At 60.0% G+C, this 21443-nt stretch carries 22 protein-coding genes; all 22 read left to right on the forward strand.

Features of this window, described 5'->3' with window-relative positions; genetic code table 11:
* The first annotated feature begins 2 nt into the window (after positions 1-2).
* The 22 genes from IOD17_RS12370 (at position 3) to phaC (IOD17_RS12475) (ending at position 21431) form a co-directional block, all read left to right on the forward strand.
* Positions 3-947, forward strand: coding sequence for a choline ABC transporter substrate-binding protein (locus IOD17_RS12370; RefSeq protein WP_233685374.1), 945 nt, complete (start codon positions 3-5; stop codon positions 945-947).
* Between the two features lie 282 nt (positions 948-1229).
* A complete protein-coding gene (locus IOD17_RS12375; RefSeq protein WP_233685375.1) occupies positions 1230-2090 on the forward strand; it encodes a glycine betaine ABC transporter substrate-binding protein in 861 nt (286 codons plus the stop codon).
* Positions 2091-2363: 273 nt separating this feature from the next.
* The gene (locus IOD17_RS12380; RefSeq protein WP_233685376.1) at positions 2364-2795 is read left to right on the forward strand and encodes a hypothetical protein; all 432 of its coding nucleotides are present in this window, start codon (positions 2364-2366) and stop codon (positions 2793-2795) included.
* Between the two features lie 9 nt (positions 2796-2804).
* The gene (locus IOD17_RS12385) at positions 2805-3356 is read left to right on the forward strand and encodes a tetratricopeptide repeat protein (RefSeq protein WP_233685377.1); all 552 of its coding nucleotides are present in this window, start codon (positions 2805-2807) and stop codon (positions 3354-3356) included.
* Between the two features lie 137 nt (positions 3357-3493).
* The gene (locus tag IOD17_RS12390; protein ID WP_233685378.1) at positions 3494-3745 is read left to right on the forward strand and encodes a hypothetical protein; all 252 of its coding nucleotides are present in this window, start codon (positions 3494-3496) and stop codon (positions 3743-3745) included.
* Positions 3746-3775: 30 nt separating this feature from the next.
* Entirely contained in the window at positions 3776-4552 is a 777-nt protein-coding gene (locus IOD17_RS12395) for a hypothetical protein (RefSeq protein ID WP_233685379.1), read from the forward strand.
* A 268-nt stretch (positions 4553-4820) separates the two neighbouring features.
* A complete protein-coding gene (locus IOD17_RS12400; RefSeq protein ID WP_233685380.1) occupies positions 4821-4982 on the forward strand; it encodes a DUF2986 domain-containing protein in 162 nt (53 codons plus the stop codon).
* 44 nt (positions 4983-5026) lie between these two features.
* The gene (locus IOD17_RS12405; protein WP_233685381.1) at positions 5027-5335 is read left to right on the forward strand and encodes an NIPSNAP family protein; all 309 of its coding nucleotides are present in this window, start codon (positions 5027-5029) and stop codon (positions 5333-5335) included.
* 28 nt (positions 5336-5363) lie between these two features.
* The gene (locus IOD17_RS12410) at positions 5364-5906 is read left to right on the forward strand and encodes a DinB family protein (RefSeq protein WP_233685382.1); all 543 of its coding nucleotides are present in this window, start codon (positions 5364-5366) and stop codon (positions 5904-5906) included.
* A gap of 31 nt (positions 5907-5937) precedes the next feature.
* Positions 5938-6174 carry a helix-hairpin-helix domain-containing protein gene (locus IOD17_RS12415; protein ID WP_233685383.1) on the forward strand — a complete coding sequence of 79 codons (237 nt, stop codon included), beginning with the start codon at positions 5938-5940 and terminating at the stop codon, positions 6172-6174.
* Positions 6171-6866 carry an L-2-amino-thiazoline-4-carboxylic acid hydrolase gene (locus tag IOD17_RS12420; protein WP_233685384.1) on the forward strand — a complete coding sequence of 232 codons (696 nt, stop codon included), beginning with the start codon at positions 6171-6173 and terminating at the stop codon, positions 6864-6866. The genes IOD17_RS12415 and IOD17_RS12420 overlap by 4 nt, the downstream gene beginning before the upstream one ends.
* Before the next feature lie 130 nt (positions 6867-6996).
* The gene (gene betI, locus IOD17_RS12425) at positions 6997-7590 is read left to right on the forward strand and encodes a transcriptional regulator BetI (RefSeq protein WP_233685385.1); all 594 of its coding nucleotides are present in this window, start codon (positions 6997-6999) and stop codon (positions 7588-7590) included.
* Positions 7591-7891: 301 nt separating this feature from the next.
* Positions 7892-9364 (forward strand): betaine-aldehyde dehydrogenase, encoded by a 1473-nt coding sequence (gene betB, locus IOD17_RS12430; RefSeq protein ID WP_233685386.1) that lies wholly within the window; start codon positions 7892-7894, stop codon positions 9362-9364.
* Positions 9365-9511: 147 nt separating this feature from the next.
* Positions 9512-11200, forward strand: coding sequence for a choline dehydrogenase (gene betA, locus IOD17_RS12435; protein ID WP_233685387.1), 1689 nt, complete (start codon positions 9512-9514; stop codon positions 11198-11200).
* 210 nt (positions 11201-11410) lie between these two features.
* Positions 11411-13150, forward strand: coding sequence for an arginine--tRNA ligase (gene argS / locus IOD17_RS12440; protein ID WP_233685794.1), 1740 nt, complete (start codon positions 11411-11413; stop codon positions 13148-13150).
* Positions 13151-13834 (forward strand): SPOR domain-containing protein, encoded by a 684-nt coding sequence (locus tag IOD17_RS12445; RefSeq protein WP_233685388.1) that lies wholly within the window; start codon positions 13151-13153, stop codon positions 13832-13834.
* A 142-nt stretch (positions 13835-13976) separates the two neighbouring features.
* Positions 13977-14507 carry an ATP-dependent protease subunit HslV gene (hslV, locus tag IOD17_RS12450; protein WP_233685389.1) on the forward strand — a complete coding sequence of 177 codons (531 nt, stop codon included), beginning with the start codon at positions 13977-13979 and terminating at the stop codon, positions 14505-14507.
* A 27-nt stretch (positions 14508-14534) separates the two neighbouring features.
* Positions 14535-15875 (forward strand): HslU--HslV peptidase ATPase subunit, encoded by a 1341-nt coding sequence (gene hslU, locus IOD17_RS12455; RefSeq protein WP_233685390.1) that lies wholly within the window; start codon positions 14535-14537, stop codon positions 15873-15875.
* Between the two features lie 83 nt (positions 15876-15958).
* On the forward strand, positions 15959-16333 hold the full coding sequence (locus tag IOD17_RS12460; RefSeq protein ID WP_233685391.1) for a gamma-butyrobetaine hydroxylase-like domain-containing protein: 375 nt from the start codon (positions 15959-15961) through the stop codon (positions 16331-16333).
* Positions 16334-16848: 515 nt separating this feature from the next.
* Positions 16849-18528, forward strand: coding sequence for a class II poly(R)-hydroxyalkanoic acid synthase (gene phaC / locus IOD17_RS12465; protein WP_233685392.1), 1680 nt, complete (start codon positions 16849-16851; stop codon positions 18526-18528).
* A gap of 154 nt (positions 18529-18682) precedes the next feature.
* Positions 18683-19543, forward strand: coding sequence for a poly(3-hydroxyalkanoate) depolymerase (phaZ, locus tag IOD17_RS12470; RefSeq protein ID WP_233685393.1), 861 nt, complete (start codon positions 18683-18685; stop codon positions 19541-19543).
* Between the two features lie 205 nt (positions 19544-19748).
* Positions 19749-21431: a class II poly(R)-hydroxyalkanoic acid synthase gene (gene phaC / locus IOD17_RS12475; protein WP_233685394.1), complete on the forward strand. Its 1683-nt coding sequence runs from the start codon at positions 19749-19751 to the stop codon at positions 21429-21431.
* Positions 21432-21443: the final 12 nt, after the last annotated feature.

Here is a 21443-nt window from a genome sequence, read left to right on the forward strand (position 1 = left end):
AGATGAAAACGATTAAACAGCTCGCAGGTGTCGGCCTGCTCTCCGTGGCCATGTTGCAAAGCGCCTGGGCGCAAGAGCCGGAGAGTTGCAAGATGGTGCGCTTCGCCGAAATCGGCTGGGCCGACATCGCCGCCACCACCGGCGTGGCCATGACCCTCAGCGAAGGCCTGGGCTACCAGACCCGCAAAATCATGGCCTCCGTGCCTATCGCCTTTACCGGCGTACAAAAAGGCCAGATCGACGTCTTCCTCGGCTACTGGGCCCCCTCGATGGACCCGGTGATTGAGCCCTTCACCAAGGATGGCGGCGTCAAAGTGCTGCCCAAGGCCAACCTTGAAGGCGCCAAATACACCCTCGCCGTCCCGACCTACGCCGCAGAAGCCGGGCTGAAAAGCTTTGCCGACATCGCCAAGTTCAAGGACCAGCTGGGTGGCAAGATCTTCGGCATCGAGCCCGGCAACGACGGCAACCTGCTGATCGACGGCATGATCAAGAGCAACCAGTTCGGCCTCGGCGACTTCAAAATGGTCGAGTCCAGCGAAGCCGGCATGCTGGTACAGCTGCAACGTGCCGTGAAGAAGAACGAACCCGCCGTGTTCCTCGGCTGGGCACCGCACCCGATGAACACCCAATTCGACATCACCTACCTGGAAGGCGGCGATGACGTGTTCGGCCCCGACTTCGGCGCCGCCAAGGTCTACACCGTCGTGCCACCAGATTACGAAGCGCGCTGCGCCAACGTCGGCAAACTGCTGAACAACCTGCAGTTCACCGTGGAAATCGAAAGCCAGCTGATGGAAAAGGTCCTGGATAAACAGAACCCGACCGAAGTCGCCAAAGAGTGGATCAAAGCCAACCCGGCAATCCTCGACAAGTGGCTGGCCGGCGTCACCACCTACGACGGCCAGGACGGCGTTGCAGCGGTGAAAAAACACCTCGGCCTCTAAGCCAAGCCCCGCGCCGCCGCAGTTACCTGCGGGCGGCGCGGTTAGCTGATTCATCTATTTAGCAACTCAGCCCGCGATGCCACACGGCCATCGCCTGGTTAGTTGCAGCCGCGATTTACCTCGCGACCGATCAACCCCCTCGCCCCTCCGGGGAGAGGGGCAACACACAAGCCCTCTCAAGCAAGCCATAACCACGTAAAGCAGTACCAACCCAGCTAGGCCCGCAAGAAGAACGCGCCAGTAACTCACTGAACTGCCACTCTCACTGACGGAGCACATCCTATGCGAAACCTGAAGAACCTCTGCCTGCAAAGCCTCGGCGTCGCCGCCCTGGCACTCGGCATGAGCAGCGCCATGGCGGCGGACAAACCTACCCTGAACATCGGCTACGTCAACGGCTGGGACGACAGCGTCGCCGCCACCCATGTCGCCGGGGAAATCCTGCAAAGCAAACTCGGCTACAACGTGGCGCTCAAGCCCGTAGAGCCGGCCATCATGTGGCAAGGCGTAGCGCGCGGCGACCTCGACGCCACCCTCTCCGCCTGGCTGCCCGCCACCCACGGCGAATACTTTGAAAAACTCAAAGACAAGGTAGAAGTGCTCGGCACCAACTACGCCGGCGCGAAAATCGGCCTGATCGTACCGGACTACGTACAAGCCAAAACCATCGCCGACCTGCAAACCTACGCCAAGGACTTCGACGGCAAAATCACCGGCATCGACGCTGGCGCCGGCGTGATGCGCCGCGCCGAAGACGCGATCAAGGAATACGCCCTCACCGACATCAAGCTGATGCCAAGCTCCGGCCCGGCCATGGCCACCGCCCTGACCCGCGCCGAAAAAGCCCAGAAGCCGATTGTCGTCACCGGCTGGATCCCGCACTGGATGTTCGCCAAATGGAAACTGCGCTTCCTCGAAGACCCGAAAAAAGTCTTCGGCGATGACGAACACGTCGACACCGTGGCCAACCCCAGCCTCACCAGCAAAGCCCCAGAAGCCGCTGCCTTCCTGAAGAAGTTCTCCTGGAGCGGCGAAGAAGTCGGCGCCGTTATGCTCGCCATCCGCGAAGGCGCCAAACCAGAAGACGCCGCCAAAGACTGGATCAGCAAAAACCCGGAGCGCGTCGCCGAGTGGCTTAAATAAGCCAAGGCTGCACTCTCTATATAAAGCGGGCTACGGCCCGCTTTTTTGTGGGCGCGAAATGGCGGCGGGAGAATGTTCTAGACAGGGGGAGATGGGGGTGGATAGGGTTGGACCTAGCCAAACCGTCGCCTACCCCCCGCCGCTTTCCGCACCTTCGCGACATTGAGTTGGGACATAGATCGGATGCAGCAGATCGGATGGCGTTATGCGACAGGAAAACGCGACATTGGTATGTCGCATAATTAATAGTTAGGGGAGCCTCCAAGGAGACCTATGTCTTTCTTTGAACTTAAAACGCCAAAAGATATTCTTGAAAAAGCCCATAGAGAGCGAAAGCGGCTTTCAGAAAATTTTGAAATAGACAATGTTTTTAACTTCTTTGTAACGGCATACCACATCAGTGATTACATTCAGAAAAACAAAGCCGTCACACAGTCGACGCTAGATAAATTCCTACAAGATAAAGACATTAAAAATTGCCATGATCTATGTGACAAGGCAAAGCACTTCATTTTAACCAAACGAACCAACCCTGAAACCAATATTCTCAGCGGCTGTGTCGGTGGTGCCCCACTTGGAGTACTGCCAGTCAATGGCGGCGACAAGTGGATTCTTCTCTCCGAGGGGCAAGAAGTCGATATAGAGTCACTTGCCGATTGCGTCCTAATCAAATGGGATTCATTCTTTTCAGAGCACAACCTATAGAGCCTAGCCATGAAAAATATAAAACTAACCATATGCACCATTTCACTTTTCTCGGCACTAAATGCCTATGGATCTTCATTTGAAGACTACATAACTGAGCAAGCGAACAAGGCTGAGAATAATTCCTTTCTTGTCGAAGACATCCTTGGAAATCCAACTTTAGAATCTGCAGCCCAATCAGGAGACGTTCGAGCCCAATTCGAACTTGGAATGATTCAATTTAGTTCCGATGGAAAATCCGGAACTCAGTGGCTTGAAAAAGCTGCTGCACAAGGTCATGTTGAGGCCCAATACTTGATGGGCGGCATTTATCTAGAAGGCAAAGCACTTCCCAGAGACATTAAAAAATCCTTTAAATATTTCGATAGCTGCTCATCTCTAGGTAATCGAAAGTGTAATTTCTATATCGGAAAGCTCTACGAAAACGGCTTCGGAATAACTAAGCCCAATAAAGTTATAGCTAATTGGTTTTATGAGGACGCAGCTAACTCTGGTGACAATCGAGCCATTGAGCATCTCTGCAAGAATACCAAAGGCACTTGCAAGTATGAGCATCGCTGATTATTTCACGGGTAACTCGTTCCCCTAACAACTGGTTCAAGTCGTTCGCTTCGCTCACTCGGGACCGGTTAAAGCCGGCCCCTTAACCAAACGTTAGGCACAACTCTGTAGAGTCTTTACGCCTTTGAAGGTAATACATGTCGCTAATCAATCAAATTCGCGAAGCTACTGAGCTTGGCCCTCTCATTCAACCCTTCACAGTCGAAGATCTCAAGAATTGGATAAAAGATAAATGCATCGTCAAAGACAACGGTGAGAAATACGCTCAAGCATCAATTAATGCAATTCTCTCCAACTCAGATAGAAAAAACACTCCAACATCAAATCTAAACAAAAAAATCTTGAAAAGCCGACCTGTTGACGGAGGAAAACATGAATATTGGTTCTAATAGCTACGTAAAGTCCCCGATTTTTTCCCCATGCTTATTGTTGCACTCGCCTGTTTATCAACAACTGGATGCGGGCCATCTGAAAAAGCCAAAGACTCCGAAAAAGCCCAGACAGATACTTCTATTTCAAAAGCATCTAAGGGCCATGGGCCAACAAGCCTTGGGACGGTTAGTATCGGAATGAGCAAATCCGAATATATCTCCGCATTAGAAATTAACCCTATAAATTGCAACACCTATAAAAACGAGAAAGGTGAAATCACTATAGATGAGCTTAAATACTTACATCCACAGAGAAAGTCACTATGCTGGAGTTCATCTAACATCTTCAAAAAGAAAGGCAGTATTGAAAGCATACAAGTTAGCGGACTGCAGTATGATATTATAGAGGCCGATGCAGATACCAGTAAATTTGTTGAAACAGTTGGCCATAGCAGTAAAGCTTTATTTGTAAAAGACAGACTAATAAGCCTAGAAATTATATTTCCCAACGCCGGACTAGAAACACTAAAAACTAAATACGGCAAACCCGCGCTCATTGACAATAGAGATACGGAGATATGCAAAAACCGAATTGGAAACGAATTCAAGAATGAAGTAGGCAATTTAGATGCCGTGTGGGCTAACGGTGAGGTAAGAGCAATACTCCGCACCAAAACATCGTCGCCAAGAGAAACATGCTCGGATGGCATAACCATACAGTACTATATACTTGAAGAGTCTAACCAAGTCGCATCAATTGAAGACGCCATCAATAAACTTCGGGTAGATACTTCTAAAAAAGAAGCCCAAGATAGTCCCTTTTAAAGCGCAACACTGGAAGCGCAGATTCAGCTATTACAATTACGTATCGTGCCTAACCAGTGGTTCAAAACGTTCGCTGCGCTCACTGGGACGGGCTAAAGCCCGCCCCTTAACCAAACGTTAGAGGCTTATCTAGCCCATGCGCATCGACATAGATTTCTCAATATTCACGCCCACACCATCTTAAATATTAGGGGACAGACCACAATTTCAGCCAAAAGATAAAACCTCACACGAGTCCATTCTCCTTAGTGCATAACCGGGCTAAACAATGAACCGCCGCAAAAAAATCAAACAGCTACTCGAAGCCCACGCCAAAAAGGCCAATGCGAAAAAAGCACCGAAGAAAAAATCCACCTACGTCAGCAAAGCCGACCGCTTAAAGCTGGCTGCCGAAGCCAACCCGGAAGCCACCATTACCCCTGAGAGCTGAGTGCACTTTCCTACCTCTGCCGTTAACAAATGCGAGAACAGACCATGATCACCTGCCACATCCGCTACGTACTCGACCCGCGCAAACTCAAGGAATTCGAGCATTACGGCAAGCTGTGGATTGCCCTGGTGGCGAAGTTTGGCGGCACGCATCACGGCTACTTTCTGCCATCGGAAGGTGCCAACAATATCGGCCTGGCGATGTTCAGCTTCCCCAGCCTGGCGGAGTACGAGCAGTACCGGCTGAAATCCTTTGTCGACGCCGAGTGCCTGGCGGCCTTTAAATATGCCGAAGAAACCCAGTGCATCATCAGCTACGAGCGCACCTTCTTCCGCCCGGTTTTTGATGCCTGACTGAACCTTGATTGCTGAGTTAAACGCCATGTCCCAGCTTGCCCACTTTCAGTTAATGGCCCGCTATAACGCGTGGATGAATGACAAGCTCTACGCGGCGGCCGGTCAGTTGTCGGCGCAGGCGCTGAGTGAGGATCGCGGGGCGTTTTTCCCGTCCATCCTCGCCACGCTCAACCATATTGCGGTGGCCGATATCATCTGGCTCAAGCGCTTTGCCGAGCACCCGGCCTGCACAGAGCTGCGCGTGGCGATCAGCGATTTACAGCGGCCGGCGGCGCTGGATCAGCTGCTGTTCGACAGCTTCGCGCCGTTGCAGACGTTGCGCAGCCGACTGGATGGGCATATCAGTAACTGGGTCGCAGCGCTGACCGAAGCGGACCTGGAATATGTGCTGGCCTACGGCAATATGAAGGGCGTGCCGGCGCAGCGGCCGTTCGCCAGCCTGATGCTGCATTTCTTCAATCATCAAACCCACCATCGCGGCCAGGCCAGCACGTTGTTGTTCCAGGCCGGTCAGGATATCGGCGTGACCGACTTGCTGGCGCTAGTCGCTGATGTTGACCCACGCTAACGCCCACAACCACCGGACAGGACGTCACAGCATGGCTTTTAACCCAACCGAACGCCTTAGCCTGCTCGCCATCAAGGGCGTTGGCCCTACGGTGATCAAGCGCTTCGAGGAGCTGGGCATCGACTCCCTGGCGCAGCTGGCCACATACCGGGCCGAAGATATCGCCGAGATGGTCGCCGCCATGCTCGGCAGCACCTACTGGAAGAACAGCCCGCAGGCCAAAGCCGCGTTGAATGCGGCCATCGCCAGAGCCAAAGAAAGCCAATGAAGCCCCTCGCCCTGCTGCGGGTTTATCTGCCGTCGATGGCCTTTCGCCAAGCAGCGCAGTCGCAGCTGGGTGGGTGTTTGCCAGCGGCTACAGCGGCGGCGGTGTGGCTCAGAACCCTGGAAATACAACGTGAATTGCAACGCACGCGAGTGCGCCATTCGCCGGGGGTGAATCTGCTGCTGCGTTATATGCAGTGGGATTACGCGCTGTACCGCGCCTTGCAGGAGCACGGCATAGGCCAGCAACAAGCCGGTGAGTGGATCGAGCAGATCAACTGGCAGATCTTCGCCCCGGCCAGCGCCCTGGCGTTCAAGCTGTCGCGCCTGCGCAGCCGCCGTCTGCAAACACGCATCCAGTGGCTGCTCGATGCGCTGTTCAACCTGGTGTTTACCCGCCCGTTTCGCCGCACCACCCTGCCCGCCGTCGCGGGCGTGGCCTTTGATGTGCAGGTGTGCCCGTTGGCCAGTTACCTGCGCGAGCAGGGTGCGCCGGAGCTGACCCACTTTGCCGCGTGCAGCCTGGATTACCGCATGGCCAGCGATTGGGGCGTGACGCTGCAACGCAGGCAAACCCTCGCCGGCGGCGCGGCGTATTGTGATTTTCGCTTTAGCGTGCCGCCCACCGAGCTGATTGCCCGCTCCGGCGCAACGGCCGAACACAGCACTGCATCCCAGGCGAAAAACCAGCCATAAAGCGGCCTAAACCGGGGCATATCCCTGACCGACAGGTCATCCCTGAAACGCCATGTTTGATTGATCGCCCAACAATAACCGGCCTAGACTGCGCGCATTCCGGGGACGCCCCCTATCGACGGAGAAGCCGATGCCCAAGGTTGGAATGCAACCAATCCGCCGCTCGCAATTGATCGCGGCGACCCTCGAAGCGGTGGATCAGGTCGGCATGAGCGATGCCAGCATCGCCTATATCGCGCGGATCGCCGGGGTTTCCAACGGCATCATCAGCCACTATTTCCGCGACAAGAATGGCCTGCTCGACGCCACCATGCGCCACCTGATGCAGGCACTCAGCGATGCCGTGCGCGAACGCCGCGCCAGCCTGCCGCCGGACCAACCGCGCGAGCACCTGCGGGCGATGATTGAAGGCAACTTCGATGACAGCCAGGTCAACGGCCCGGCGATGAAAACCTGGCTGGCGTTCTGGGCCACCAGCATGCACCAGCCGGCACTGCGGCGTTTGCAGCGGGTCAACGACCACCGTCTGTATTCCAACCTGTGCGGGCAATTCCGCCGGGTGTTGCCGCAGGATCAGGCGCGCAGTGCGGCCCGTGGCCTGGCGGCGTTGATCGATGGGTTGTGGCTGCGCGGCGCGCTGTCCGGCGAAGGCTTCGACACCCGCCAGGCGATTGAGATCGCTTACGAATACCTTGATCTGCAATTGGCCAAGGCCAACGCGTAGACCGGCTGTTGTATGAGTGGGAGGGGCTTTAGCCGCGATGGACTTGAGCGCCCTGAAGATGTCGCGGCTGAAGCCCCTCCCACATATGCCAGCACTCGGTGTGTGATCTGACGCAAGTCAGCTCGCCATCCTCCCCCCGAATACCACCGCCTACACGCCCTGCGTGTCGTGTTTGGCTGCGCACTGTCGCTTTTGTTGATTGATCGTTCAATTAAGATAATTTAGCCTTGTGTCTATATTGCCTACACCGACGACCTGCGCCAGGCGGCTCGCGTCGCCCACCGCCCACGAGGAACGCGCCATGCCCCGCTTCGACGAACAGCAGCTTTATATCGGTGGCCGTTATGTAGCGGCCAGCAGTGGCCAGACGTTTGAGAGCATCAACCCGGCCAACGGTGAAGTGCTGGCCAAGGTGCAGCGCGCCAGTCAGGCGGACGTGGAATTGGCCGTGGCCAGCGCCAGCGAAGGGCAGAAAGTCTGGGCAGCGATGACCGCCATGCAGCGTTCGCGCATCCTGCGCAAGGCGGTGGATATTCTGCGCGAGCGCAACGATGAGCTGGCCGAGCTGGAAAGCCTCGACACCGGCAAGCCGCTGAGCGAAACCCGCTACGTCGATATCGTTACCGGCGCCGACGTGCTTGAGTACTACGCCGGGCTGATTCCGGCCATTGAAGGCGAGCAGATCCCGCTGCGCGACACCAGTTTCGTCTACACCCGTCGTGAGCCGCTGGGCGTGGTCGCCGGCATCGGCGCGTGGAACTACCCGATCCAGATTGCCCTGTGGAAATCCGCTCCGGCCCTGGCCGCCGGTAACGCGATGATCTTCAAGCCCAGCGAAGTCACCTCGCTCAGCGCGCTGAAACTCGCCGAGATTTACACCGCCGCCGGCCTGCCCGACGGCGTGTTCAACGTGCTGACCGGCAGCGGCCGTGAAGTGGGCCAGTGGCTGACCGAACACCCCGGCATCGAGAAGATTTCCTTTACCGGCGGCACCGTCACCGGCAAGAAGGTCATGGCCAGCGCCTCCAGTTCGTCGCTCAAGGAAGTGACCATGGAGCTGGGCGGCAAGTCGCCGCTGATCATCTTCGAAGACGCCGACCTCGACCGCGCTGCCGACATCGCAGTCATGGCCAACTTCTACAGCTCCGGCCAGGTCTGCACCAACGGCACCCGCGTGTTCGTGCCGCGTATGTTGCAGGCGCGCTTCGAGGCCAAGGTGCTGGAGCGGGTCAAGCGCATTCGCCTCGGCGATCCACTTGCCGAGGCCACCAACTTCGGCCCGCTAGTCAGCGCGGCGCATATGGACAGCGTGCTCGGCTATATCGACAAAGGCCGCAGCGAAGGCGCGCGCCTGCTGATCGGCGGCAACCGCGTCACCGAGGGCGAGTACTCCAAAGGCGCCTACGTGGCGCCGACGGTGTTCACCGACTGCAAGGACGACATGACCATCGTCCGTGAAGAAATCTTCGGCCCGGTGATGAGCATCCTGATTTACGACAGCGAAGAGGAAGTGATCCGCCGCGCCAACGCCACCGAATACGGCCTGGCTGCTGGCGTGATCACCCGCGACCTGAACCGCGCGCACCGGGTGATCCACAAGCTGGAAGCCGGTATCTGCTGGATCAATACCTGGGGCGAGTCGCCGGCGGAAATGCCGGTGGGCGGCTACAAGCAATCCGGCGTCGGCCGCGAAAACGGCCTGACCACCCTGGCGCACTACACCCGGATCAAGTCGGTACAGGTCGAGCTGGGCGGCTACACCTCGGTGTTCTGACCACTGTGTTGTGGGAGGGGCTTTAGCCGCGACACCTTTTGCGGCTAAAGCCCCTCCCACGGATTGAATCGCCGCCCCGTAGCCCGGATGCAATCCGGGAACAGTCACCGCGTTTTCCCGGATTGCATCCGGGCTACAGGAGCTTTTATGCCCCAGGAATTCGACTACATCATCATCGGTGCCGGCTCGGCCGGTAACGTGCTGGCCACCCGTCTGACCGAGGACGCTGACGTCAGCGTGCTGCTGCTGGAAGCCGGCGGCCCGGATTACCGCCTGGATTTCCGCACCCAGATGCCCGCTGCCCTGGCCTTTCCGCTGCAAGGCCGGCGCTACAACTGGGCCTACCTGACCGACCCCGAACCGCATATGAACAACCGCCGTATGGAATGCGGGCGCGGCAAAGGCCTGGGCGGCTCATCCCTGATCAACGGCATGTGCTACATCCGCGGCAACGCCATGGACTACGACGGCTGGGCCGAAGCAAAGGGCCTGGAGGACTGGAGCTACCTGGATTGCCTGCCGTATTTCCGCAAGGCGGAAACCCGCGATATCGGCGCCAATGCCTATCACGGCGGCGACGGCCCGGTGAGCGTGACTACGCCGAAAAACGGCAATAACCCGCTGTTCCACGCCATGATCGAAGCCGGCGTGCAGGCCGGTTACCCGCGTACCGACGACCTCAACGGCTACCAGCAGGAAGGCTTCGGCCCGATGGACCGTACCGTCACGCCCAAGGGCCGGCGCTCCAGCACCGCACGCGGCTACCTCGATCAAGCCCGCCAGCGGCCGAACCTGACCATCGTTACTCACGCCCTCACTGACCGCATCCTGTTCAGCGGCAAGCGCGCCATTGGTGTGGCCTATCTGCAGGGCGACAACGACACGCCGATCACCGTCAATGCACGCCGCGAAGTGCTGCTGTGCAGCGGCGCGATTGCCTCGCCACAGGTGCTGCAACGTTCCGGCGTCGGCCCGGCGGCGCTGCTGCGTGAACTGGATATTCCGCTGGTGCACGACCTGCCCGGCGTCGGCCAGAACCTGCAGGATCACCTCGAGGTGTACCTGCAATACGCCTGCAAGCAGCCGGTGTCGCTCTACCCGGCGCTGCAATGGTGGAACCAGCCGATGATCGGTGCCAACTGGCTGTTCCTGGGTAAAGGCATCGGCGCCAGTAACCAGTTCGAGGCCGGCGGCTTTATCCGCTCAAGCAGCGAGTTCGAATGGCCGAATATCCAGTACCACTTCCTGCCGGTAGCGATTAACTACAACGGCAGCAACGCGGTGAAGGAGCACGGCTTCCAGGCGCACATGGGCTCCATGCGCTCACCGAGCCGTGGACGCATCCAGATCAAATCCAGGGACCCGCGCCAGCACCCGAGCATCCTGTTCAACTACATGGCGCACGAGCAGGATTGGCGCGAGTTCCGCGACGGCATCCGCATCACCCGCGAAATCATGGCGCAGGCCGCGCTGGACCCGTATCGCGGCCGCGAAATCAGTCCGGGGGTAGAGCTACAGAGCGACGCCGAACTGGACGCCTTTATCCGCGAACATGCGGAAACCGCCTACCACCCGTCGTGTTCCTGCAAGATGGGTGAAGACGATATGGCAGTGGTCGATGGCCAGGGCCGGGTGCACGGCGTACAGGGGCTGCGCGTGGTGGATGCCTCGATCATGCCGCTGATCGTCACCGGCAACCTGAATGCGCCGACCATCATGATGGCCGAGAAGATCGCCGACAAAATCCGCGGTCGCGCGCCGCTGCCGCGCAGCACTGCGCCGTATTTCGTCGCCGGTAATGCGGCCGTACGCGGCACCGCACAACGCTCCGCTTAAAGCGGCACGCGTACCTCAACGCCGCAGGGCTTGCGCCGCTGCGGCGTTGTCACATACAGGCACGGCACGACGTGATCGACCGCCCATTGCGCCAGCCTTTAGCCCGGTGCAACCACAGGCGGCTTGATGCTGCAGGCGAAGCACGTCGATAATGCGCAGTTTTCAACCAGCGCCATTGTGCGCCGCCGCCATCGGCCGACCGAGCAGACCATGAAAGACAGCATTCGCCACCTAATCCAGCAAGCCCTGACCCGCCTCACTGCCGACGGCGTGCTGCCGGAGGGCCTGACTCCGGCCATTCAGGTGGAGAACACCAAGGACAAGGCCAACGGCGATTTCGCCAGCAACATCGCCATGATGCTGGCCAAGCCGGCCGGCATGAAACCGCGCGACCTGGCCGAGAAGCTGATCGCTGCGCTGCCGGCCGACGCCGGTATCAGCAAGGTCGAAATCGCCGGCCCGGGCTTTCTCAACTTCTTCCAGAACACCCAGGCCCTGGCCGCGCGCCTGGACGCGCTGCTGGCCGACGCCAAGCTGGGTGTACGCAAGACCGGCCCGGCGCAGCGCGTGGTGGTTGATCTGTCCGCCCCCAACCTGGCCAAAGAGATGCACGTTGGCCACCTGCGCTCGACCATCATCGGTGACGGCGTGGCGCGGGTACTGGAATTCCTCGGCGACGACGTGATCCGGCAGAACCACGTGGGCGACTGGGGCACCCAGTTCGGCATGCTGCTGGCCTATATGCAGGAAAACCCGGCGGCCGCCGAAAGCGAGCTGGCCGACCTGGAAGGCTTCTACCGCGCGGCGAAAAAGCGTTTCGACGACTCCCCGGAGTTCGCCGAGCGCGCCCGTGAACTGGTGGTGCAACTGCAAGCTGGCGATGCCGAGTGCATGCGCCTGTGGCACCGCTTCAACGATATTTCCCTGAGTCACTGCCAGGCGCTGTATGACCGCCTGGGGGTGAAGCTGAGCATGGCCGACGTCAAGGGCGAGAGCGCCTACAACGACGACCTGGCCAATGTGGTCGCCGACCTAAAGGCCAAAGGCCTGCTGACCGAAGACAACGGCGCGCAATGCGTGTTTATGGACGAGTTCAAGAACGCCGAAGGCAACCCGCTGCCGCTGATCGTGCAGAAGGCTGGCGGCGGCTACCTGTACGCCACCACCGACCTGGCTGCCACCCGCTACCGCGCCAACGTATTGAAAGCCGACCGCGTGCTGTACTTCGTCGACCAGCGCCAGGCCCTACACTTCCAGATGGTCTTCGCCGCTGCGCGCCTGGCTGGTTTCGTCCCGGCCAGCCTGCAGATGGAGCATATGGGTTTCGGCACCATGAACGGCGCCGACGGCCGCCCATTCAAGACCCGCGACGGCGGCACGGTGAAGCTGGTCGACCTGCTCGATGAAGCCGAGGAGCGCGCCTACACCCTGGTCAAAGGCAAAAACCCCGAGCTGGATGAAGCCGAGCTGCGCCAGATCGCCCGCGCCGTGGGCATCAGTGCGGTGAAATACGCCGACCTGTCCAAGCATCGCACCAGCGATTACCGCTTCAACTTCGAGCTGATGCTGAGCTTCGAAGGCAACACCGCGCCGTACCTGCTGTACGCCTACACCCGTGTGGCCAGCGTGCTGCGCAAAGTGGGCAAGGGCTTCGACCAACTGGACGGCCAACTGGACCTGCAGGCTGCCCAGGAAATCGACCTGGCCGGCAAGCTCGCACAGTTCGCCGAAGTACTCGGCGGCGTGGCCGACAAGGGCGAACCGCACCTGCTCTGCGCCTACCTGTATGACCTTGCCGGGCTGTTCTCCAGCTTCTACGAAAACTGCCCGATCCTCGCTGCCGAGGACGAAGGCGTGCGCAACAGCCGCCTGCGCCTGGCGGCCCTCACCGGCCGCACCCTCAAGCAGGGCCTGCAGCTGCTCGGTCTGGAAACCCTGGAGCGCATGTAAGTGGCCGCCAAGAAGAAGCCCGCCGCCAAGCGCGGCGCCAGCCGCTACCAGGCTCCGGCGAAAAAGCCGGTGCCGGGTTGGTTCTGGCTGGTCTGCGGGCTGGTGATCGGTGGCTTTATGGTGTTTCTGTTCAGCCTGGAGCCCGGCCGCGACGAGATCAAGCGCAGCAAGGTCGAACAGGCGCGCGCCAACCAGGCCGCCAAACCGCCGGCCAACAAGCCCGCCAACAGCGAGCCGGCCAAACCCAAGTACGACTTCTACACCCTGCTGCCGGAATCGGAAGTGATCCTGCCGCCACAGGCCATCGAACAACCGCCAGCTGTGCCTGAGCAGAAACCGGTCAGCCCGGAAGAAGCCGCGAAGATCGACGCCGCCCGTGCCGAAGCCGCGCTCAACGGCCAGGTGCCGCCACCGCCGCCAGTGGTCGCCAAAGGCCCGGTCAGCTCGCAGTTCTTCCTCCAGGCGGGCTCGTTCCGTCGCAAGGACGATGCCGATGCCCTGCGCGCGCAGATCATCCTGCTCGGGCAGAACGTGCAGGTGGAATCCGGCACGGTGCGCGAGGAAACCTGGCACCGCGTACTGGTCGGCCCGTTCGCCACCCGCGAGCAGCTCGGCCAGGCGCAGAAATCCCTGGCCGGCAGCGGCTTCAGCAATCTGTTGTTACAGCAGCGCCAGGTGCAATAAATCCCAGGCCTGGCGGGCCCTGCGGCAAGTTCTGCCGACTATTTGTCGGACACTGGCTACCGCAGGGCTTGAAGCAGGCGCGCACAGCCCCCACTTCATTCGGCATTGGGCACTTTCGCCCCGCTGCGTGGAGACTCTCCCCTTGACCACCATCGTTTCAGTGCGCCGCAACGGCAAAGTCGTCATGGGCGGCGACGGCCAGGTGTCCCTCGGCAATACCGTGATGAAAGGCAACGCGAAAAAAGTCCGCCGCCTGTACCACGGCCAGGTGCTGGCCGGCTTTGCTGGCGCCACTGCCGACGCCTTTACCCTGTTCGAACGCTTTGAGGGCCAGCTGGAAAAACATCAGGGCCATCTGATCCGCGCCGCCGTCGAGCTGGCCAAAGACTGGCGCACCGACCGTTCGCTGAGCCGCCTGGAAGCCATGCTGGCGGTGGCCAACAAGGACGCCTCACTGATCATTACCGGCAACGGTGACGTGGTTGAACCCGAACACGGCCTGATCGCCATGGGCTCCGGCGGTGGTTTCGCCCAGGCCGCAGCCATGGCCCTGCTGCAGAAAACCGACTTGAGCGCCCGAGAAATCACCGAAACCGCGCTGAACATTGCCGGTTCTATCTGCGTGTTCACCAACCAGAATTTAACTATCGAGGAAGAAGACTGCGCTGAATAAGCGCGCTCTCCTCTGGAGTACCCCCGCATGTCCATGACGCCCCGCGAGATCGTTTCCGAACTCAACCGCCACATCATCGGCCAGGACGACGCCAAACGCGCCGTGGCCATTGCCCTGCGCAACCGCTGGCGGCGCATGCAGCTGCCCGCCGAGCTGCGCCAGGAAGTGACGCCGAAGAACATCCTGATGATCGGCCCCACCGGCGTCGGTAAAACCGAAATCGCCCGGCGCCTGGCCAAGCTGGCCAATGCCCCGTTTATCAAGGTGGAAGCGACCAAGTTCACCGAAGTTGGCTATGTCGGCCGCGATGTCGAGTCTATCATCCGTGACCTCGCCGATGCGGCGATCAAGATGCTGCGTGAGCAGGAGATGATCAAGGTCCGCCACCGCGCCGAGGACGCCGCCGAAGAGCGCATTCTCGATGCCCTGCTGCCGCCGGCCCGCACCGGCTTCAACGAAGAAGCCGCACCGAGCAGCGACTCCAACACCCGTCAGCTGTTCCGCAAACGCCTGCGTGAAGGCCAGCTGGACGACAAGGACATCGAGATCGAAGTGGCTGACGCCCCGGCCGGCATCGAAATCATGACCCCGCCGGGCATGGAGGAGATGACCAACCAGCTGCAGAGCCTGTTTTCCAATATGGGCAAAGGCAAGCGCAAGAGCCGCAAGCTCAAGGTCAAGGAAGCCCTGAAAATGGTGCGCGATGAAGAAGCCGCGCGCCTGGTCAACGAGGAAGAACTCAAGGCCCAGGCCCTGGAAGCCGTGGAGCAGAACGGCATCGTGTTTATCGATGAGATCGACAAGGTGGCCAAACGCGGCAACACCGGTGGCGCCGATGTATCCCGTGAAGGTGTGCAGCGCGACCTGCTGCCGCTGATCGAAGGCTGCACGGTCAACACCAAGCTGGGCATGGTGAAGACCGACCACATCCTGTTTATCGCTTCCGGTGCATTCCACCTGAGCAAGCCGAGCGACCTGGTGCCTGAGCTGCAAGGCCGCCTGCCGATTCGCGTGGAGCTGAAAGCCCTGACTCCACAGGATTTCGAGCGCATTCTCAGCGAACCGCACGCCTCGCTTACCGAGCAATACGCCGCGCTGCTGCACACCGAAGGCCTGGGCATCCAGTTCGCCCAGGACGGCATCAAGCGCATCGCCGAGATTGCCTGGCAGGTCAATGAGAAGACCGAGAACATTGGCGCACGCCGCCTGCACACCCTGCTCGAACGCCTGCTGGAAGAAGTCTCCTTCAGCGCCGGTGATCTGGCCGGGCAGCAGAATGGCGCGCCCATCGTGATCGACGCCGCCTACGTCAACAGCCATCTCGGCGAGCTGGCGCAGGATGAAGACCTGTCGCGCTATATCCTCTAAACAGCAGTCTGTAGGAGCGAGCTTGCTCGCGATTTGGCATGATCGCGAGCAAGCTCGCTCCTACATTTCCTGCGGAACCCGCCATGCGTATCCCCACCGCGATCAAACTGCACAAAGCCTCGAAAACCCTGGAGCTGCATTACGGGGCGAACGAGCGCTACACCCTGCCCGCCGAGTTTCTGCGCGTGCATTCGCCCTCGGCGGAGGTGCAAGGCCATGGCAAGCCGATCCTGCAAACCGGCAAGCTCGGCGTTGGCCTGAGCAAGATCGAGCCCGCAGGCAATTACGCCCTCAAGCTAACCTTCGATGATGGCCACGACAGCGGTCTGTTCAGCTGGGACTATCTGGAACAGCTGGCCATCCGGCAAAACGAGCTGTGGAACGATTACCTGGCCGCCCTGGCCGCCGCCGGCAAATCCCGCGACCCCAGCGAGAGCGTGGTGCGTCTGCTGCTCTGACACCTCACGTGCGGCCTGTCAGGTACAGCCCCATGCAGCCTCGGTTTTTTCCCCAGGGCAAACCTGCCGAGCGACAATCTGCCGCAGCGCAGCAACCCCTCTAGGCCGTTGCTCCTGGCCGGTTAGAGCGCATTTTCTAATCCTTCTCTGCATACTTGTCGTGCATTCGGCCAAGATCGCGGCCAGCTTGCACAAATTCATAAACTCGGGTAACCAAGTAGTTGGAAGTTTTCCTGTTTCTGGCCAGGCCAGTTACAGGGAAGATTGCGGAGCGATCCGCCCTTGGTAATCCGGGCAATACCTGGTTCATGGAACCTGCTCAAAGTCTCGCAAGCTAGAGTCATGCAAGGCAAAAACAGGCGAGGAAGCGGAGTGTACGTTTGTACATGAGCATTCCGAGTCTGGTTTTAACGCAGCAAGGCCGACGCGCAGCAGACTTGGAGCAGGTTTTAGCCCTGTGTCGCCGTGCACAGCCGTATGCCGGTATTTCGTCTCAGGACAATGGAGCGTTGTAGATGACAGATAAGAATAATGATGACCTGAAAAACCAGGCCTCCGAGAACACCCTGGGGCTTAACCCGGTCATCGGCATCCGTGGGAAAGACCTGCTCAGCTCGGCGCGTATTGTGCTCAAGCAAGCCATCAAGCAACCGCTGCACAGCGCCAAACACCTTGCCCACTTCAGCCTCGAACTGAAAAACGTGATGCTCGGCCAATCCGACCTCACCCCCGCCGAAGGCGATCGGCGCTTTGCCGACCCGGCCTGGAGCCAGAATCCGCTGTACCGCCGCTACCTGCAGACCTACCTGGCCTGGCGCAAGGAGCTGCATGACTGGGTCGAGCACAGCAACCTGTCCGAGCAAGATGCCAGCCGCGGTCACTTCGTGATCAACCTGATGACCGAAGCCATGGCCCCAACCAACAGCATGGCCAACCCGGCGGCGGTAAAACGCTTCTTCGAGACCGGCGGCAAGAGCCTGCTGGATGGTCTCTCGCACCTGGCCAAGGACATCGTCCATAACGGCGGCATGCCCAGCCAGGTCAACATGAATGCCTTCGAGGTCGGCAAGAACCTCGCCACCAGCGACGGTGCGGTGATCTTCCGCAACGACCTGCTGGAACTGATCCAGTACAAGCCGATCACCGAGCAGGTGCACGAACGCCCGCTGCTGGTGGTACCGCCACAGATCAACAAGTTCTACGTCTTCGACCTGTCACCGGAAAAGAGCGTGGCGCGCTTCCTGCTGCGCAATGGCGTGCAGACCTTCGTGGTGAGCTGGCGCAACCCGACCAAGGCTCACCGCGAGTGGGGCCTGTCGACCTATATCGAAGCGCTGAAAGAAGCCATCGACGTAGTTACCGCCGTCACCGGCAGCAAGGACGTCAACATGCTGGGCGCCTGCTCCGGCGGCCTGACCACCACGTCGCTGCTGGGCCACTACGCCGCGCTGGGCGAGAAGAAGGTGCATGCCCTGACCCTGCTGGTCAGCGTGCTGGATAACCGCCTGGAAACCGACGTAGCGCTGTTCGCCGACGAGAAGAGCCTGGAGCTGGCCAAGCGCCGTTCCTACCAGGCCGGCGTGCTGGAAGGCAGCGACATGGCGAAAGTCTTCGCCTGGATGCGCCCCAACGACCTGATCTGGAACTACTGGGTCAACAACTACCTGCTCGGCAACGAGCCACCGGTGTTCGACATTCTCTACTGGAACAACGACACCACCCGCCTGCCGGCTGCGCTGCATGGCGAGTTTATCGAGATGTTCAAATCCAACCCGCTGATCCGCGCCAATGCCCTGGAAGTCTGCGGCACGCCGATCGACCTCAAGCAAGTCACCAGCGATCTGTACTGCGTGGCCGGCACCACTGACCACATCACACCGTGGGAGTCGTGCTACAAGTCGGCCAAGCTGTTTGGCGGCAACGTCGAGTTCGTGCTGTCCAACAGCGGGCACATCCAGAGCATTCTCAACCCGCCGGGCAACCCGAAAGCCCGCTACATGACCAACACCGAGTTGCATGCGGATCCAAAAACCTGGCAAGCCACCTCCACCAAGCACGCCGATTCCTGGTGGCTGCATTGGCAAACCTGGCTGGCCGACCGTTCCGGCGCCAACAAAAAGGCCCCGACCCAGCTCGGCAACAAGAAATACCCAGCCGGCGAAGCAGCGCCTGGCACCTACGTTCACGAACGTTGAACACTGCGCACTGCGCATCACTGCCCGCGACACTGGAGGTGTCGCTCGCCCGCCGGGTCATGTGACCCGGCGCGGCGAACCAGGCTCGCCCTGGCGTTTCTGGAAAAGACCCGGAGGGTCTGATCCAGCGTTTTAACTGATAGGGCTTCTGCGCATGTCGCTACCTTTCACATTCCGCACCATCGAACTGGACGGCCAGACCATCCGTACTGCTGTTCGCCCCGGCAACGGCAAGATGACCCCGCTGCTGATCTTCAACGGCATCGGGGCCAACCTGGAGCTGGTCATGCCGTTCGTGCGGGCGCTTGATCCGGGCCTGGAGGTCATCGCCTTCGACGTCCCCGGCGTCGGCGGCTCGTCCACACCCAGCACACCGTACCGTTTCCCGGGCCTGGCCAAACTGGCTGCGCGCATGCTCGATTACCTCGACTACGGCCAGGTCAATGCGATTGGCGTATCCTGGGGCGGTGCCTTGGCACAACAGTTCGCCCACGATTACCCGGAGCGCTGCAAGAAGCTGATCCTCGCCGCCACCTCGGCCGGCGCGGTGATGATCCCCGGCAAACCCAAAGTGCTCTGGTGCATGGCCAGTCCACGCCGCTATGTGCAGCCCTCCTATGGTGTACAGATCGCCCCGGAAATCTACGGCGGCGCCTTCCGCCGCGACCCGAAACTGGCCCTGGCGCATGCCAGTAAAGTCCGTTCTGGCGGCAAGATGGGTTACTACTGGCAGCTGTTTGCCGGCTTGGGTTGGACCAGCATCCACTGGCTGCACAAGATTCGCCAACCGACGCTGGTCATGGCCGGCGACGACGACCCGCTGATCCCGCTGGTCAACATGCGCCTGCTGGCCTGGCGGATTCCTAACTCGGAACTGCACGTGATCGATGATGGCCACCTGTTTCTGGTGACCCGCGCCGAGGCCGTGGCGCCGATCATCATGAAATTCCTCGAAGAGGAACGGCAACGCGCCGTGATGCATCCGCAACCCACGGCGGCACGCACCAACGGCTAAACGCACCGCCTCTGGGCAGGACATTTGATCGCACGCACTGAGGCTGTGCCGGCAGCACAGTGCTTGACCCGTTTCCGGGCACGTTGTATTACCTGAGACTTGGCGCGCGGCAGTCTGGAACGCACCTTGCGCGCGCGTTGGTATAAGCCTTGCTGCTTATCCATCAACCTTGAAGTCTCACGGTTTGACGACGGAGTGTTGCCCCATGCGAGACCAACCCGCCAAACGCGCCCTGCCCGTACGCAGCAGCGTGATGAATGCCCAGAACGCAGTGGTTGGTCTACGCGGCCGCGATCTGTTCTCCACTCTGCGCAGTCTGGCCCTGCAAGGGGTCAAGCAACCCATCCACAGCGCCCGTCATGCGCTGGCCCTGGGCGGCCAACTGGGGCGTGTGCTACTCGGCGACAAGCCGTTCAAGGTCAACCCGCAGGACCCGCGCTTTGCCGATCCCACCTGGCGTGACAACCCGCTCTACAGCCGTGGCCTGCAAGCCTACCTGGCCTGCCAGAAACAGCTGAACAGCTGGATCGACGAGAGCAACCTGGACGCCGATGACCGTGCCCGCGCACGCTTTGTCGCCACCCTGCTGAGTGATGCCCTGGCTCCCAGCAACACCCTGCTCAACCCGCAGGTGATCAAGGAACTGTTCAACAGTGGCGGCAGCAGTCTGCTCAAGGGCGCCAGTCACCTGTTCGACGATCTGCTGAATAACGACGGCATGCCCAGCCAGGTCAGCAAGCACGCCTTCGAAGTCGGCCGTAACCTGGCCACCACCAGCGGCGCCGTGGTGTTTCGCAACGAGTTGCTGGAGCTGATCCAGTACAAGCCGATGAGTGAAAAGCAGTACGCCAAGCCGCTGCTGATCGTGCCGCCGCAAATCAACAAGTTCTATATCTTCGACCTCTCCAGCGAGAAGAGCTTCGTCCAGTACGCGCTGAAAAACGGTCTGCAAACCTTCGTCATCAGCTGGCGCAACCCGGACCCTCGGCACCGCGAATGGGGCCTGTCGAGTTATGTCGAAGCGCTGGAAGCGGCCATCGACGTCTGCCGCGACATCACTGGCAGTAAAAACGTCAACCTGCTCGGCGCCTGTGCCGGCGGCCTGACCATCGCCGCCCTGCAAGGCCATCTGCAGGCCAAACGCCAGCTGCGCAAGGTGGCCAGTGCCACCTATATGGTCAGCCTGCTGGACAGCCAGATCGACAGCCCGGCCATGCTGTTTGCCGACGAGCTGACCCTCGAAGCCGCCAAGCGTCGCTCCTACCAGCAAGGTGTGCTAGATGGCCGCGACATGGCGCGGGTGTTCGCCTGGATGCGCCCCAACGACCTGATCTGGAATTACTGGATCAACAACTACCTGCTCGGCAAACAACCGCCGGCCTTCGACATCCTTTACTGGAATAACGACAACACCCGCCTGCCCGCCGCCTTGCATGGCGACCTGATCGACTTCTTCAAGCACAACCCGCTGACCCACCCGCGCGGCCTGGAAGTCTGTGGCACGCCGGTGGATCTGCAGAAGGTCACGGTCGACAGCTTCAGCGTCGCCGGGATCAACGACCACATCACGCCTTGGGACGCGGTGTATCGCTCGACCCTGCTGCTGGGCGGTGAGCGGCGCTTTATTCTGTCCAACAGTGGGCACATTCAGAGCATCCTCAACCCACCAGGTAATCCGAAATCCAATTACCTGGAGAACCCCAAGCTCAGCGGCGATCCGCGCGCCTGGTACCACGATGCCGAGCACGTGCAAGGCAGCTGGTGGCCGGTATGGCTGAAATGGATGCAGGAGCGCTCAGGCGAGCAGAAAGACACCCTGCTGGCCCTGGGCAACCAGAACCATCCCGCGATGGAAGCCGCACCCGGCACCTACGTGCACGTACGCTGAAGTACTCGCATG

It is taken from the genome of Pseudomonas anguilliseptica (assembly GCF_021375795.1).
GTDB classification, from domain to species: Bacteria; Pseudomonadota; Gammaproteobacteria; order Pseudomonadales; family Pseudomonadaceae; genus Aquipseudomonas; species Aquipseudomonas anguilliseptica_A.